Below are 13,350 nucleotides of genomic sequence, written 5' to 3' on the forward strand. Positions count from 1 at the left end.
CACCGGAGACGGCAGGCCGGACGTGGGAGGCGAGTGGGCCGGCGACGGTCAGGAGGCGAGGATCTGTGCGGTGTCGGCGGGCGGCTGGGCCAGAGCGAGCAGGCCCGGTGCGCCGTTGCGGTGGGCGAAGGCGCGCAGCTCGGCCAGGGGCGCGTCGGCCGCCGCGAGGTCACCGGCGCAGGTCAGTTCGCGTACCGCGAAGGTCAGTGCCAACATCCGGTCGGTGACGTCGGGGATGCCGGCGTAGGTCTCGGCGGCGGCCAGGTGCAGCTCGGCGGCGTGCCGGTGGTTGTCGTCGGCCCCGGCCAGCGCGCCGGTCACCGTCCGCAGCGCCGCCTCGGACCACGGCGTACGGTGACCGACCTGGTCCAGCATGGCGCGTATCCGGGCGGCGGGCTTGCGTCCGGTGAGGCACGCCGCCCAGCTGGCCGCGGCGATCCACTCGCCGCTGGCCAGCGCCGGTACCGCGGTCCACGACTCGGCCAGCTCGTCGACAAGCGCGGCGGCCTCGTCGAGGCGACCCTGTACCGCCCGGCACAACGCTCCCATCGCGAGCATCGTCCAGTGCAGCCGGTGGAAGCCGCTGCGCCGCGCGATGTCCAACGCGGCGGCCACGTCGTCGCGTGGTGGTGTCCCGGTCGGCGCCCCGTCGGCGGGTGGGCCCGGCGGCACCGGCCGGCCACGCAGCACCAGCAGGCACGACCGCAGGCCGCGTACCTGCATGTCCCAGCTGCCGGTCGGGGTGTCCACGAACGCCTCGGCGGCGGCGAGCAGCCGGCCGAAGTCCCCCTCGAACCAGGCCCGCATCGCCTCGCTTGAGTAGCTGGTGGTCAGGGTCTGCCCGCTCGCGGTGCGGGCCGGCACCGCCGAGAGCAGGGCGTTGGAACGCACCCAGTCGCCCTCCTCGCAGACGGCGTAGGCGAGGTTCTGGGTCGCCCGAGGCAGCGCGAGCAACTGACCGGCCCGGCTGAACTCGACGATGCTGTACAACTCGTCGAGCCCGGCGCGGTCGCCGGCCTGGTAACGGGCGGTGGCTGCGGTGATCCGGGCGTTGGTGCGGGTCTCGGTCAGCCCGAGTCGTTCGCCGATCTCCGCTGCCGTGTCCGCCGCCGCCACGGCCGGGTCACGCTCGTAGTTGAGCATGTGCAGCCGCCCCAACTCGGCGAAGGCGTCGGCCTTCTGCGGGCTGTCCGGCAGCGGCTCGAACAGCCGTACCGCCCGGTCCAGGCAGGCCAGCGCCGCCGGCCGGTCGGCCCGCAGCCACGCGGCCTGGCCGAGCAGTGTCCAGGCCCGCGCCGCGCACGCCTCGTCGCCGTACGCGAGCAGCCGCTCGGCGAGCGCCTGCACCTGCTCCGGCCCGCCGCTGGAGAGGAAGGCGTTGCCGTCGCGGTGGAACGAGATCTCGGTGCTGAGCAGCTCCAGCTGCAGCCGGCCCACCGGATCGGAGTCGTCGGCCAGGCCGAGCGCCCGGGCGGCGTGGCTGGCGGCGGCGTCCAGCCCGTGCAGCGCGTACGCCCGGCGCGCCGCCCGGTGCAGCGCGGCCCGGGCCGGCGCGGCGTAGCGGAGGGTCTCCATGCCCAGCGAACGGGCGATCTCGTGCGCCGCCCAGCGGTGGTGGGCCAGCACCTCGGCCAGGTCGGTGTCCCGGCTCTGCGACAGCGTGTCCAGCCAGTCGGCGGTGCGTTCGTGCCGGGCCACCCGCTCGGTACGAGGCAGCCGCTGGTAGCACACGTCGCGGACCAGGACGTGCCGGAAGCGGTACTCCGGCTGACCGGCCATCGTGGAGGCGGCCTGCTCGTGGACGAAGTCCCGCTGCTCCAGCCGGCGCAGGGCACGCTCGACGGACTCGACCGGCTGCCCGACGGCGGCGGCCACCGCACCTGGCCAGAACTGCACCCCGACGACCGCGGCGGCCAGCAGCACCGCCCGGTCCTTCGCGTCGAGCAGGTCGACCCGGTTGGCGATGACCGCGTGCACGCTCTCCGGCATCGGCAGGTCCAGGTGCTTCTCCAACGACCAGCCACGCCCGGACTGCCGCAGCGCCCCCTGCTCGATCAGCATCCGGACGTACTCGTGGGCGTAGAGCGGGTTGCCGCCGGCCACCTCGATCAGCGGGGTCAGCAGGTCGGCGGAGAACGCGGCCTGGCCGAACATGTGCGCGTACAACGCGGCGATGCCGGTGTCCCGCAGCGGCGGCAGGGCGATGGTGACCGAGCCGGTGATCGTCCCGGCCCAGCTCGGATCCCGGTCGACAAGTTCGGGACGGGCGGTGCACAGCAGCAGCAGCGGTACGTCCCGGGCCGCCGCGCCCAGCAGTTCCACGAAGCGCAGCATCGCGTCGTCGGCCCAGTGCAGGTCCTCGAAGACCAGCACGGTGGGGCGGCGGGCGGCGAGGGCCAGCAGGAACCGTCGCCACGCCGACTCCGCCTCCTCGGCCGGCAGCGGGGTGCCGGCCAGCCCGACCAGCGGTCGCAGCGCGTCGGCCACCCGGTCCCGCTCGGCGACGCCGACCAGTTCGCCCACGGCGGTGGCCAGCCGTTGCGCGGCGCTGGCCGCGGGATCGGTGTCGAGGATGCCCGCCTCGGCCTTGACGATGTCGGCCAGCGCGGCGAACGTGACGTTCTCACCGAACGGCGGGCACCGGCCGATCCGCCAGGTCAGTGGCTCGTCCACCAGCCGGCCGGTGTGCCGGTGCAGCTCACGGACCAGTCGGCTCTTGCCGATGCCGGCCCGGCCGAAGACGGTCACCACCTGGGGCCGACGGTCGCGCAGGCTGCGGTGCAGGGCGTTGACCAGCATGCCCAGCTCGTGTTCCCGGTCGATCAGTGGGGTCGTGTCCGGCTCCCGGTCGGTGGGCTGCTGGCGTACCGCGGACCGGGCCAGCCACACCTCGGTCGGTGCGGACCGGCCGCGCAGGGTGACCGGGGGCTGCTCGTCGTACCGGATGGTGTCCCGGGTCAGCGCGTGCGTGGCACCGTCGACAAGCACCCCGCCGGGCGGCGCCGCCGACTGCAACCGGGAGGCGGTGTTGACCACGTCACCGGCCACGATCGCCTGCCCGCCGTCGCGGGCGGCGGCCACGTCGACAAGCGCCTCCCCGGTCGCCACCCCGACCCGGAAGCGCAGCCCGTCGGTGCCGGTGGGAGTGAACCGGGTCAGCACCCGCTGCAACTCCAGCCCGGCCCGGACACACCGCAACGCGTCGGTCTCGGTGGCAATCGGCGCACCGAACAGCGCCATCACCGCATCACCTATGTACTTCTCCACCACCCCGCCGTACTGGCCGACCACCCGACGGGCGGCGGAGAAGAAGCCGGTCTGCATGCCGCGGACCAGCTCCGGGTCGGCCCGCTCGACGTACGGGGTGAAGTCGATCAGGTCGACGAAGAGCACACTGACCCGGCGGCGATCCTCCTGGTTGATGGTCGCCGGCCGGTCTGTGCCGGCGCGGGGCGACCCGCAGGAGGTGCAGAAGGCCACGTCCGGCGCGAGGGGGCGCAGGCAGTGCGGGCAGACGGCACCGAGTTCCGCGCCGCAGCCACCGCAGAAGCGGTCGCCCTCGGCGGCGGTACGTCCACAGCGGTCACACTGCGCGGCGATGACACCCTCCACTGGCAGGCCCCCGACGCCCCGGGGCGCAGCATCGAGTATCGCCCTCCGATGCACTGTCGGGTACCGGGCTGTTGGTTTGTGGACACTCAGCCGGGCAGCTCAGCGCGCTCCGGAACGGCTAGATTCAGGCAGCCGATTCGTCGACCGCTGATCAGGGGGACAGCTCCATGGTGTACGTGATGCTGAAGAGCGACTGGACCGACGGTAACGGGGTCGCCCACGCCGCGGGTGACTCGGTGGACGTGGACGCCGCCACCCTCGCCCAGTTGCAGGCGCAGGGAATCGTCGGCGAGGTGCCCGGCGGTGGCAAGGACGGTACGGACTGGGTCGGACCGGGTGACACCGAATGGGTCGGGCCGGGCAGCACCAAGCCCTGACCGCACAGCTGCGGGCGGGGGCCGGGACGTTCGTCCCGGCCCCCGCCCGCATTGTCGTCCGCGCGGGGGCCGCTCAGCGCTCGTTCATGCCGGCGCGGCGGCGCAGCGCGGGCACGTCGGTGACCACGATCCGGCGACCCTCGGTACGCAGCCATCCCCGGTTGGCGAACGAGCCGATCGCCTGGTTGACGCTCTGCCGGGAGCCGCCGGCCATCTCGGCGAGCTGGCTCTGGTTCAGCTCGATGGTGATCATCGGAGCCTGGCTTTCGCCGGCGAGCCGGACCAGCGTCTTGGCCACCCGACCGGGCAGGTCGAGGAAGACGTGGTCGGCGTTCTGCTCGGTCAGCCGACGGATCAACGCACCGAGGGACCGCATCACCGCGTCGAGGATGCGCGCGTTCGAGTGCACCAGCTCCATGAACGCCGGCCGGGACAACGCCAGCGCGGCAGTGTCCTCGATCGCCTCGGCCGAGGTCGACCGGGTCGAGGCGTCCAGCAGGGAGACCTCACCGAGCACGTCCGGCGGACGCATCACGGTCAGGATCGCCCGTTCACCGGTGGGCGCGGTCCGGAACACGGCCACCGCTCCCCGCCGGAGGATGATCAGCGACTCGCCCGGGTCGTTCTCCACGAACAGCAGCTGACCCTTGCGGTACGTCCGGGGCACCGCTGCGGCGACCACCCGTTGGCGTACCTCCGGCTCCAGCCCGGCGAACATGTCGACGCCGGTGAGCGCGTCGCCCGGCTCCGGCAGGCGCATCTCCACGGCCCCACCCCTCCCCGGTCAAGGACCCCAACTCGCTCACCGGGTGAGCCTGGCGGCCCTGACGAGGTGATCCGACACCCGTGCGGCGTCCGGCAGCGGTAACACATCAGATCATGACGGTCCCGTCGCGTGCTGTACACCCCTCAAATCACTTCCGTGACCGGTTCGAGCTGGGGCGTGACCTCCCGGCGGACCGTGGAAGCGCTCCCGGTGTCGGCGACCCGATGAACGGGCCGCGGTGACCGTCCGCGAGGATGGTCACGATGGCCTACCGCTACTTCTACGACTGCGAGTTCATCGAGGACGGCCGGACCGTCGAACTGGTCTCGATCGGCGTCGTCGACGAGCACGGCCGCGAGTTCTACGCGGTCTCCACCGAGTTCGACGCGTCCCGGGCGGTGCCCTGGGTACGTCGCAACGTTTTGGACAAGCTGCCCTCCCCGGCAGACCGGGCGTGGCGGTCCCGCGAGCGCATCCGCGATGACCTGTACGAGTTCCTCGTCGAGCCGATCCGGGGCCGCCCTGGCGAGGAGGTGGAACTGTGGGCCTGGTACGCGGCGTACGACCATGTGGCCCTGGCGCAGCTGTGGGGTGCGATGCCGGCGCTGCCCCGGGAGATCCCCCGGTACACCAAGGAGCTGCGGCAGCTGTGGGACGAGCGGGGTCGGCCTCCGCTGCCGAACGCCGCGGCGGCCCGGCACGACGCGCTTGTCGACGCCCGGCACAACCTGGCCCGGTGGCGGGCGATGACCGGTTCGTGAGATTCGGTATTTCGGTGGTTTGACCCGTGCTGTCCCGGGCACCGGGTTCGCCGACGGGCCGAGGCGAGGGAGTGCCGGCGTGGGCAGGTGCAGGGGAGTGTCGACGTGAGCGGCGGGGTGATCGGCGGCCGGCAGGCCCGGAGACGGATCACCGAGCTGATCCGGGCCGCGCGGATCTGCACCCTGACCACCATCTCCCTCGATGGTCGGCTGGTGGGCCGGCCGATGACGCTGCAACGGACGGAATTCGACGGGCAGCTGTGGTTCTTCGCGTACGCGGGCTCGGCGACCGCCCGGCAGGCGCGGGTCAACCCGGAGGTCGAGCTGAGCCTGCACGACCCGCAGGCGCAGGTCTGGGCCTCGATCACCGGCAGCGCCCGGGACGACCCTGACCAGGCACGCGCCGAGCGGCTGTGGCACCCCGGACTGGCCCCGTGGTTTCCGGACGGTCCGGCCACGGCGGGGCTCACACTGATCGCCGTGCACCCCACGGCCGTGCGGTGCTGGGACGCCCGGGGTGGTCAGGTCGAGCTGATCGGCCCGGTCGGCGCAGCGTCCAGCGGTGGGTCTTCGGCCGATCACCGGGAGGACGGCTACTGACCGGTAGCGGGGCGCGGTGTGGGCCGTACCGAGCGGCGACTACAGTTCGTAGGGACGGCCCGCCCCGGGCCGGCAACGGTGCCGAGGGTCCGCGCTGACACATATCCTGGGGCTTGATCGGGCTTGACCAGATGCTCCCCAGGAGGATGAGCAGATCATGCGTATCGGCGTGCTCACCGGCGGCGGCGACTGCCCGGGTCTCAACGCGGTCATCCGGGCGGTGGTCCGTAAGGGCGTCGCCAGCTACGGCCACGAGTTCGTAGGCTTCCAGGACGGTTGGAAGGGTCCGCTCGAGGGGCTGTCCCGCCCGCTCGGCATCGCGGAGGTCCGCGGCATCCTGCCCCGTGGCGGCACGATCCTCGGCTCCTCCCGGACCAACCCCTTCAAGATCGAGAACGGCGTCGAGCGGATCAAGGACAACCTGGCGGCGCAGGGTGTCGACGCCCTGATCGCCATCGGCGGTGAGGACACCCTCGGTGTCGCCACCAAGCTCCACGAACTGGGCGTCAACGTCATCGGCGTGCCGAAGACCATCGACAACGACCTCGGCGCGACCGACTACACGTTCGGCTTCGACACCGCCGTCAACATCGCCATGGAGGCGATCGACAGGCTGCACACCACCGCCGAGAGCCACCACCGCACCCTGGTGGTCGAGGTGATGGGCCGGCACGCCGGCTGGATCGCCCTGCACGCCGGCCTGGCCGGCGGCGCCAACGTGATCCTGCTCCCCGAGCGGAACTTCGACGTCGAGCAGGTCGCCGGCTACGTCGAGAAGCGCTTCCAGCACCAGTACGCCCCGATCGTCGTGGTCGCCGAGGGCGCCCAGCCGCTGGAGGGCCAGATGGTCCTGCAGAACCAGGAGCTGGACGCGTTCGGGCACGTGCGGCTCGGCGGCATCGGCCAGTGGCTGGCCGAGCAGCTGGAGGCCAAGACCGGCAAGGAGGCCCGCACGGTCGTGCTCGGCCACATCCAGCGCGGCGGCACCCCCACCGCGTTCGACCGGGTGCTCGCCACCCGGCTGGGCCTGCAGGCCATCGACGCCGCCCACGAGGGCGACTGGGGCAAGATGGTCGCGATGCAGAGCACCAACATCGTCCGCGTCCCGCTCGCTGACGCCACCGCCGAGCTGAAGACCGTTCCGCTGGAGCGGTACGCCGAGGCCGAGGTCTTCTTCGGTAGCTGATCGTCGTTCCGGCGTCGCGGTCGGGCCGTCGGGCCCGCCGCGACGTCGGCCCACGAAGGGGGTACGCCAGGTGTCAGCCGGGGTGCACACGGTCGCGGTGATCGGCGCGGGCAAGATCGGCGAGCTGATGCTCTCCGGGCTGCTGCGGTCCGGCTGGCCGGTGGACCGGCTGCTGGCCACCGCCCGCCGCCCGGCCCGCGCCGAGGAACTGGCCGCCCGCTACGGCGTACGGGTGGTGGACAACCTCACCGCCGTGGACGAGGCCGAGGTGCTGGCCGTCTCGGTGAAACCGCAGGACGCCGCCGCGCTGCTGGACGAGATCGGGCCCAAGGTGCCGCCCGGCAAACTGCTGATCTCGCTCTGCGCCGGCCTGCCCAGCAGCTTCTTCAGCCGTCGGCTGCCCGAGGGCACCCCCGTGGTGCGGGTGATGACCAACACCCCCGCTCTGGTGGACCAGGCGATGACCGCGATCTCGGCCGGCGCGTACGCCACCGGCGAGCACCTGGCACTGGCCGAGGAGATGTTCAAGCCGCTCGGCGCGACGATCCGGGTGCCCGAGACGCAGCAGGACGCGGTGACGGCGCTGTCCGGCTCCGGCCCGGCCTACTTCTACCTGCTGGTCGAGGCGATGACCGACGCCGGCATCCTGCTCGGCCTGCCCCGTCAGGTGGCGCACGACCTGATCGTGCAGACCGCGATCGGCTCGGCGGTGATGCTGCGCGACTCCGGCGAGCATCCGGTGAAGCTGCGCGAGGCGGTCACCTCGCCCGCCGGCACCACCATCTCCGCCGTCCGCGAGTTGGAGAACCACGGCGTACGCGCCGCCCTGCTGGCGGCCCTGGAGGCCGCCCGCGACCGCGCCCGCGAACTAGCCGCCCAAGCCGAGTAGCACCCACCCCACCCGCGTCCTCCCGGCCCCCGCCCCCGCCCCGGCCCCGCCCCGGCCCCGCCCGCCCCGGCCCGGCCCCGCCCGCCCCGCCCCGGGCCGCGCTGGCGGCGCGGGTTGCGGTAAGTGGCGGTATCCCGGTCGAGTTGAGGGCGCGAAATGCGGCGTCTCGTGCGGTGACGGGTGGTTGGCCGGCTCGGGACGGTAGCGGGCGCGGACACCACGGCGGTCAGTTCAGCGGTGCCGGGTCGTTCCGGTGATCGGGGTGGCGCATACTGGCGCGGTGTTCACTCTCGCCCAGGCCCGGCATCTGGTAGCCACCCTGCATCCCCGGATCGACGAGCTGATCCGGGTCCGGGCCGACCTGGCCGAGTTGCAGGCCGACCTGGCCGGCCACGGGCTCAGCGCACTCGGCGGCAGGGCCGAGGTCAAGGGCCTGGAGGCCCGGCTGTACGCGGTCCTCGACGAGATCCAGCAGCACGGCATCGAGGTCAAGAGCGTGGCACCGGTGCTGCTCGACTTTCCCGGCGAACGCGAGGGCCGGCAGGTGCTCTGGTGCTGGCTGGAGGGCGACTCGGACGTGCGCTGGTACCACCGTGCCGACTGCGGCTTCGCCGGCCGCCGCCCGATCTGAGACCGGGCCCGACAGGTGACCGCCCCCGGAAGGCCCGCACCGGTCGGGGTCCAGGCGGAGATGTGAATACGGCTAGTCTCTGCTGGTGAGTGACGTGCGGCGGGCGACTGTGGACGACGCCCGGGAACTGGTCCGGTTGCGGTCGGTCATGTTGGGCGCGATGAGTGGCACGCCGCCCGAGCCCGGCGAATGGCAGCACATCGCGCTTCGTACGCTCCGGCGACAGTTGCCGGACCCGGAGGCCGACCTCGCTGCCTACGTGGTGGACGCGCCGGGTCGGCCCGGGACGCTTGCCGCCTGCGCGGTGGGCGTGGTCGACCTGCGGCTCGGCGGGCCGGCGGACCCGAGCGGCAGATCCGGATACGTCTTCAACGTGGCGACCGATCCGGCGTACCGCCGTCGGGGTTTCTCCCGGGCCTGCCTGGGCTCGTTGCTGGACTGGTTCGCCGAGCGGGGCGTGCGCACGGTGGACCTGAAGGCCAGTGCGGAGGGTGAGCCGCTCTACCGGGAGCTCGGCTTCCGTCCCACGTCGATGGCCGCGATGCGGCGAGGTGGGTGCTGATGTTCGCCACAGCGTTGGGTGCGGACGCCGAGCTGCGGCCGCTGAACCCGTGGCACGCCGAGGAGTTCCTGGGCAACCTGGACCGGGCGCGGGAGCACATCGCGCCGTGGGTGTCGCCGTCCTTCGTGGCCACCGACCTGGCCGGGGCGCGGCACGTGCTCCAGCGTTATGCCGACCGGTGGGCCCGCGACGACGGCGGCATCTGGGGGATCTGGTCGGGTGGCAAGCTGGTCGGTGGGGTGCTGCTGGTGTCGCTGAACGCGGCGTCCGGGGTGTGCGAGGCGGGTTGCTGGCTGGAGCCGGCAGCCGAGGGCCGGGGCCTGGTGACCCGGGCGGTCGAACGGCTCATCGACTGGGTGCTGGTCGAGCGCGGACTGCATCGGGTCGAGTGGCGGACCAACGCCGGCAACGCGCGCAGCATCGCGGTTGCCCGCCGGCTCGGCATGCGGCGTGACGGCGTGCTGCGCGAGGTGCTTGCCGGCCCGGACGGCCGGATCGACCTGGAGGTCTGGTCGGTGCTGGCCCCCGAGTGGCGGGCCCGGCGTGCCGGCGTCCCGTCGATCCGGGACTCCGGCGGCGTCGCTCCTGACAAGTAGTTGAGCCGCCGGCGGCGGGGCCAACTGCCCCGCCACCGACGGCTTATCGCTCAGGCCCGGTCAGGAGTTGGCGACGTCCACCGTGCCGGCGTAGTCCGGGTTGGCCTTCAGCCACTCCTCGACGGCCTTCTCCTCGTCGTCCTTGTGCACGTTGAACATCAGGTCCTCGAGCGAGCCGAGCTGCTGGTCGTCCATCTTGAACTTCTGCAGCATCTCGGTGACCTCGGGGAAGTCCGCGCCGAAGCCCTCACGGGCCAGCGTGTTGATCTCCTCGGCCCCGCCGAGCGTGCCCTTCGGGTCCGCCAGGTCCTTCAGCGGGTAGTTCGCGTAGGCCCAGTGCGGGTGCCAGAGGGTCACCACGATCGGCTTCTGGTCCTTGATCGCGCCGTCCAGCGCGGCCAGCATCGCTGGCGTCGACGACGTCTTCAGGGTGAGCTTGCCGGTCAGGTCGTACTCCGGGATGACCTTGTCCTGGGTGGCGGCGGTCAGGCCGGCACCGGGCTCGATCCCGATGATCTCACCGCCGAAGGCGTCGGCGTTGGCGGCCAGGTCCTCAAGCGAATTGACGTCGCTGACGTACTCCGGCACGGCGATGCTCAGGCTGGCGTTGTCGTACCAGACGCCGACCTTCTCGATCTTGTCGCCGTACTCCTTCATGTAGTCGGCGTGGGTCTGCGGCAGCCAGCTGTCGAGGAAGAGGTCGATGTCCCCCGTCGCCAGGCCCTGGTAGACGATCCCCGCCTCGACGTTCTTGAGTTCGACCTCGTAGCCCTTCTCCTCCAGCAGATTCTTCCAGAGGTAGGAGGCGGCGATGGCTTCGTCCCAGGCCATGTAGCCGATGGTGAGCTGCTTGTTGTCGCCGGTCGAGCTGCCGGAGTCGCCGTCGTCGCCGCAGGCGGCGACGCCGGTCAGCGCCAGGGCGGCGGTGGCCGCCAGCGCGACCCGGCGCACCAATTTACTGCTCCACATGTGGAGTTTCCTTCCCTTGTTGCGGTGAACCGGCGGAACTCGCGGTAGCGAGGCAGGGCGCCGGCAACCGGTGACTTCCCCGCGTGGGTCAGGACGTGGGGTCAGGCCTGTTGCATGGCGCGTTGCGCCTTCGCGGAGGCGGTACGCGCGCCTATCGAATCGGTGAGGCGGTCGAGCACCACCGCCAGGATCACCACGGCGATGCCGCCCTCGAAGCCCGCGCCGACCTGGACCCGGGCGAGCGCCGTCATGATCACCTCACCAAGCCCGCCGGCGCCGACCATTCCGGCGATGACGACCATCGACAGGGCCAGCATGATGACCTGGTTGACGCCGGTCATGATGGTCGGCAGGGCCAGTGGCAGTTTGGTCCGCAGCAGGATCTTCCACGGCGACGCGCCGAACGCCTCGCCGGCCTCGATGACCTCGCGGTCGACCTGGCGCAGGCCCAACTCGGTCAGGCGTACCCCGGGCGGCATGCTGAACACCACGGTGGCCAGCACGCCGGGCACGGCGCCGACGCCGAAGTAGAAGATGGCCGGGATCAGGTAGACGAACGCGGGCATCGTCTGCATCAGGTCCAGCACCGGCCGGACGACCGCCGAGACACGGCGGCTCTCCGCGACGAGAATGCCCAGCGGTACGGCGAGCAACAGGGCGATTCCGCTGGCCACCAGGACCAGCGCCAGCGTACTCATCGTCTGTTCCCAGATCGGCAACCCGGCCACCAGGCCGAGCCCGAGCGTGGTGCCGAGACCGAACTTCCAGCCCCGCAGCCACCAGCCGAGGCCGGCGAAGATCAGTACCATGACGATCGCCGGGGGCGCGGTCAGCAGGTCCACCAGCGGCTCGACAAGCGAATCGACGGCGGAGGCGATGCCGTCGAAGACGGCGGACAGATGATCCCTGGACCAGTCGACGCCGACCTTGAACGCGTCGCCGATCCGCACGTACGGCAGCAGGTCATCGATACTGTCGGCGCTGTTCATGCGGGCTCTCCCGTCAGCCGGGCCGATGGTTCGGCAACCACCTGGGCCGGCACCTCCGCTGTCGGGTCGCCGTTTCCGGTCGGTGCCGCCGTGCCGGCCGCTCCGACGGCCCGGGTCGGGTCAGTGGTCGGCGACGTGCCCACCTCGTCCGCAGGCCCCGGGGTGGCGGTGGCCCCGGCGGTGTCGGTGCTGAGGTTGCCCAGGGCGCTCAGCAGGGTGACCCGCGGAATCACGCCGACGAGCCGCCCGGCGCTGTCGACCACGGCGACCGGTGCCGGGCTCTGGGCAGAGGCGGCGAAGATGTCGGCCACCGGCGTCGTGTCCTCGACCGTGTGGGCGTACTCGGTCGACACGATCTCCTGGAGGTTCTTCCGGCCGTCCCGGACCGCCTGGGTGGCGGCGTCGGCGGTCACGGTGCCCAGATACCGCTTGTCCCGGCCGGTGACGTAGACGGCCGACGTCTGGGTCTCGCGCAGCACCCGGGCGGCCACGCGTGGGCCGGAGTTGACGTCCACGACGCCGAGCGGTCGCTCCATGACCGCCGACGCGGTGAGGATCCTGGTCCGGTCGACGTCGGCGACGAACTGGGCGACGTAGTCGTTTGACGGGTCGGTGAGGATCTCCTCGGCGGTGCCGATCTGGACGATCCGACCGGCACGCATGACCGCGATGCGATCGCCGAGGCGCATCGCCTCGTTGAGGTCGTGCGTGATGAACACGATCGTCTTGCCGAGTTCGGCCTGTAGCCCGAGCAACTGGTCCTGCACCTCGCGGCGGATCAGCGGATCGAGCGCGGAGAACGCCTCGTCCATGAGCATGATGTCGGTGCCGGCGGCGAGCGCGCGGGCCAGGCCGACGCGCTGGCGCATGCCGCCGGAGAGTTCCTGCGGCAGCTTGTCCGCTGAGCCGTCGAGTCCGACCATCCGGAGCGCCTGCAGCGCCTTCTCCCGGCGCTCGGCGCGCGGCAGGCCCGCGATCTCCAGCGCGTAGCCGGCGTTGTCCAACACCGACCGGTGTGGCTGGAGCGCGAAGTGCTGGAAGACCATGCTGATCTTCTCGCGGCGCAGCTTCCGTAGCGCGGCGGGCTTGAGCTTGGTGATGTCGACCCCGTCGATCTCGACCGTGCCGTGCGTGGGGGAGAGCAGCCCGTTGAGCATCCGGATCAGGGTGGACTTCCCCGAGCCGGACAGGCCCATGACCACGAAGATCTCGCCGCGTCTGACCTCGAAGTTCGCGTCGACGACCGCGGCCGTGACCGGTAGTCCTGCCAGCTTGTCGTCCCGGCCTGCGCTGTTGCGGAGAATCTCCGCCGCCTTGTCGGCGCGGCTCCCGTAGACCTTGTAGAGGGATTTCACTCTGAGTGCGGACACGGTCTCCATTCCAATGGGCATGCGGTACGCGGGCAGCTTTCT

The 13,350-nt window shown here is 71.9% G+C and carries 13 protein-coding genes; 8 read left to right on the forward strand and 5 right to left on the reverse strand.

The features are described 5' to 3' along the window. Positions 1–48: 48 nt before the first annotated feature. The gene (locus tag Vse01_RS04340) at positions 49–3,612 is read right to left on the reverse strand and encodes an ATP-binding protein (protein ID WP_093401199.1); all 3,564 of its coding nucleotides are present in this window, start codon (positions 3,610–3,612) and stop codon (positions 49–51) included. Between the two features lie 167 nt (positions 3,613–3,779). On the opposite strand from Vse01_RS04340, the gene Vse01_RS04345 reads away from it, so the two are divergent. Continuing rightward, entirely contained in the window at positions 3,780–3,989 is a 210-nt protein-coding gene (locus Vse01_RS04345; RefSeq protein WP_093401198.1) for a hypothetical protein, read from the forward strand. A gap of 73 nt (positions 3,990–4,062) precedes the next feature. Here Vse01_RS04345 and Vse01_RS04350 read toward each other — a convergent pair whose 3' ends face one another. Further along, positions 4,063–4,755: a Crp/Fnr family transcriptional regulator gene (locus Vse01_RS04350; protein WP_093401197.1), complete on the reverse strand. Its 693-nt coding sequence runs from the start codon at positions 4,753–4,755 to the stop codon at positions 4,063–4,065. Positions 4,756–5,018: 263 nt separating this feature from the next. Between Vse01_RS04350 and Vse01_RS04355 the strand changes: the two genes are divergently transcribed. The 7 genes from Vse01_RS04355 (at position 5,019) to Vse01_RS04385 (ending at position 9,980) form a co-directional block, all read left to right on the forward strand. Then, positions 5,019–5,516, forward strand: coding sequence for a polyadenylate-specific 3'-exoribonuclease AS (locus tag Vse01_RS04355; protein ID WP_093401561.1), 498 nt, complete (start codon positions 5,019–5,021; stop codon positions 5,514–5,516). Positions 5,517–5,621: 105 nt separating this feature from the next. Next, the gene (locus Vse01_RS04360; RefSeq protein ID WP_093401196.1) at positions 5,622–6,116 is read left to right on the forward strand and encodes a pyridoxamine 5'-phosphate oxidase family protein; all 495 of its coding nucleotides are present in this window, start codon (positions 5,622–5,624) and stop codon (positions 6,114–6,116) included. 157 nt (positions 6,117–6,273) lie between these two features. Then, positions 6,274–7,302, forward strand: coding sequence for a 6-phosphofructokinase (locus Vse01_RS04365; RefSeq protein WP_093401195.1), 1,029 nt, complete (start codon positions 6,274–6,276; stop codon positions 7,300–7,302). A gap of 70 nt (positions 7,303–7,372) precedes the next feature. Further along, positions 7,373–8,191: a pyrroline-5-carboxylate reductase gene (gene proC, locus Vse01_RS04370; protein ID WP_093401194.1), complete on the forward strand. Its 819-nt coding sequence runs from the start codon at positions 7,373–7,375 to the stop codon at positions 8,189–8,191. A 280-nt stretch (positions 8,192–8,471) separates the two neighbouring features. Next, the gene (locus Vse01_RS04375; protein WP_093401193.1) at positions 8,472–8,822 is read left to right on the forward strand and encodes a DUF2203 domain-containing protein; all 351 of its coding nucleotides are present in this window, start codon (positions 8,472–8,474) and stop codon (positions 8,820–8,822) included. Between the two features lie 85 nt (positions 8,823–8,907). After that, positions 8,908–9,384, forward strand: coding sequence for a GNAT family N-acetyltransferase (locus Vse01_RS04380; protein WP_093401192.1), 477 nt, complete (start codon positions 8,908–8,910; stop codon positions 9,382–9,384). Then, entirely contained in the window at positions 9,384–9,980 is a 597-nt protein-coding gene (locus tag Vse01_RS04385) for a GNAT family N-acetyltransferase (protein ID WP_093401560.1), read from the forward strand. The genes Vse01_RS04380 and Vse01_RS04385 overlap by 1 nt, the downstream gene beginning before the upstream one ends. A gap of 60 nt (positions 9,981–10,040) precedes the next feature. Here Vse01_RS04385 and Vse01_RS04390 read toward each other — a convergent pair whose 3' ends face one another. The 3 genes from Vse01_RS04390 to Vse01_RS04400 form a co-directional block, all read right to left on the reverse strand. Further along, positions 10,041–10,949: a glycine betaine ABC transporter substrate-binding protein gene (locus Vse01_RS04390; RefSeq protein WP_093401191.1), complete on the reverse strand. Its 909-nt coding sequence runs from the start codon at positions 10,947–10,949 to the stop codon at positions 10,041–10,043. A 101-nt stretch (positions 10,950–11,050) separates the two neighbouring features. Then, positions 11,051–11,938 (reverse strand): ABC transporter permease, encoded by an 888-nt coding sequence (locus Vse01_RS04395; protein ID WP_093401190.1) that lies wholly within the window; start codon positions 11,936–11,938, stop codon positions 11,051–11,053. After that, positions 11,935–13,317, reverse strand: coding sequence for a quaternary amine ABC transporter ATP-binding protein (locus Vse01_RS04400; protein ID WP_307818528.1), 1,383 nt, complete (start codon positions 13,315–13,317; stop codon positions 11,935–11,937). The genes Vse01_RS04395 and Vse01_RS04400 overlap by 4 nt, the downstream gene beginning before the upstream one ends. Positions 13,318–13,350: the final 33 nt, after the last annotated feature.

Source organism: Micromonospora sediminimaris (genome assembly GCF_016863575.1).
Taxonomy (GTDB): Bacteria; Actinomycetota; Actinomycetes; order Mycobacteriales; family Micromonosporaceae; genus Micromonospora; species Micromonospora sediminimaris.

Excerpts from the sequence above, each read along its gene's own strand:
- Vse01_RS04345 (WP_093401198.1), top strand. The coding sequence starts at position 3,780 with ATGGTGTACGTGATGCTGAAGAGCGACTGGACCGACGGTAACGGGGTC.
- Vse01_RS04355 (WP_093401561.1), top strand. The coding sequence starts at position 5,019 with ATGGCCTACCGCTACTTCTACGACTGCGAGTTCATCGAGGACGGCCGG.
- Vse01_RS04365 (WP_093401195.1), top strand. The coding sequence starts at position 6,274 with ATGCGTATCGGCGTGCTCACCGGCGGCGGCGACTGCCCGGGTCTCAAC.
- Vse01_RS04385 (WP_093401560.1), top strand. The coding sequence starts at position 9,384 with ATGTTCGCCACAGCGTTGGGTGCGGACGCCGAGCTGCGGCCGCTGAAC.
- Vse01_RS04390 (WP_093401191.1), bottom strand. The coding sequence starts at position 10,949 with ATGTGGAGCAGTAAATTGGTGCGCCGGGTCGCGCTGGCGGCCACCGCC.
- Vse01_RS04395 (WP_093401190.1), bottom strand. The coding sequence starts at position 11,938 with ATGAACAGCGCCGACAGTATCGATGACCTGCTGCCGTACGTGCGGATC.
- Vse01_RS04400 (WP_307818528.1), bottom strand. The coding sequence starts at position 13,317 with ATGGAGACCGTGTCCGCACTCAGAGTGAAATCCCTCTACAAGGTCTAC.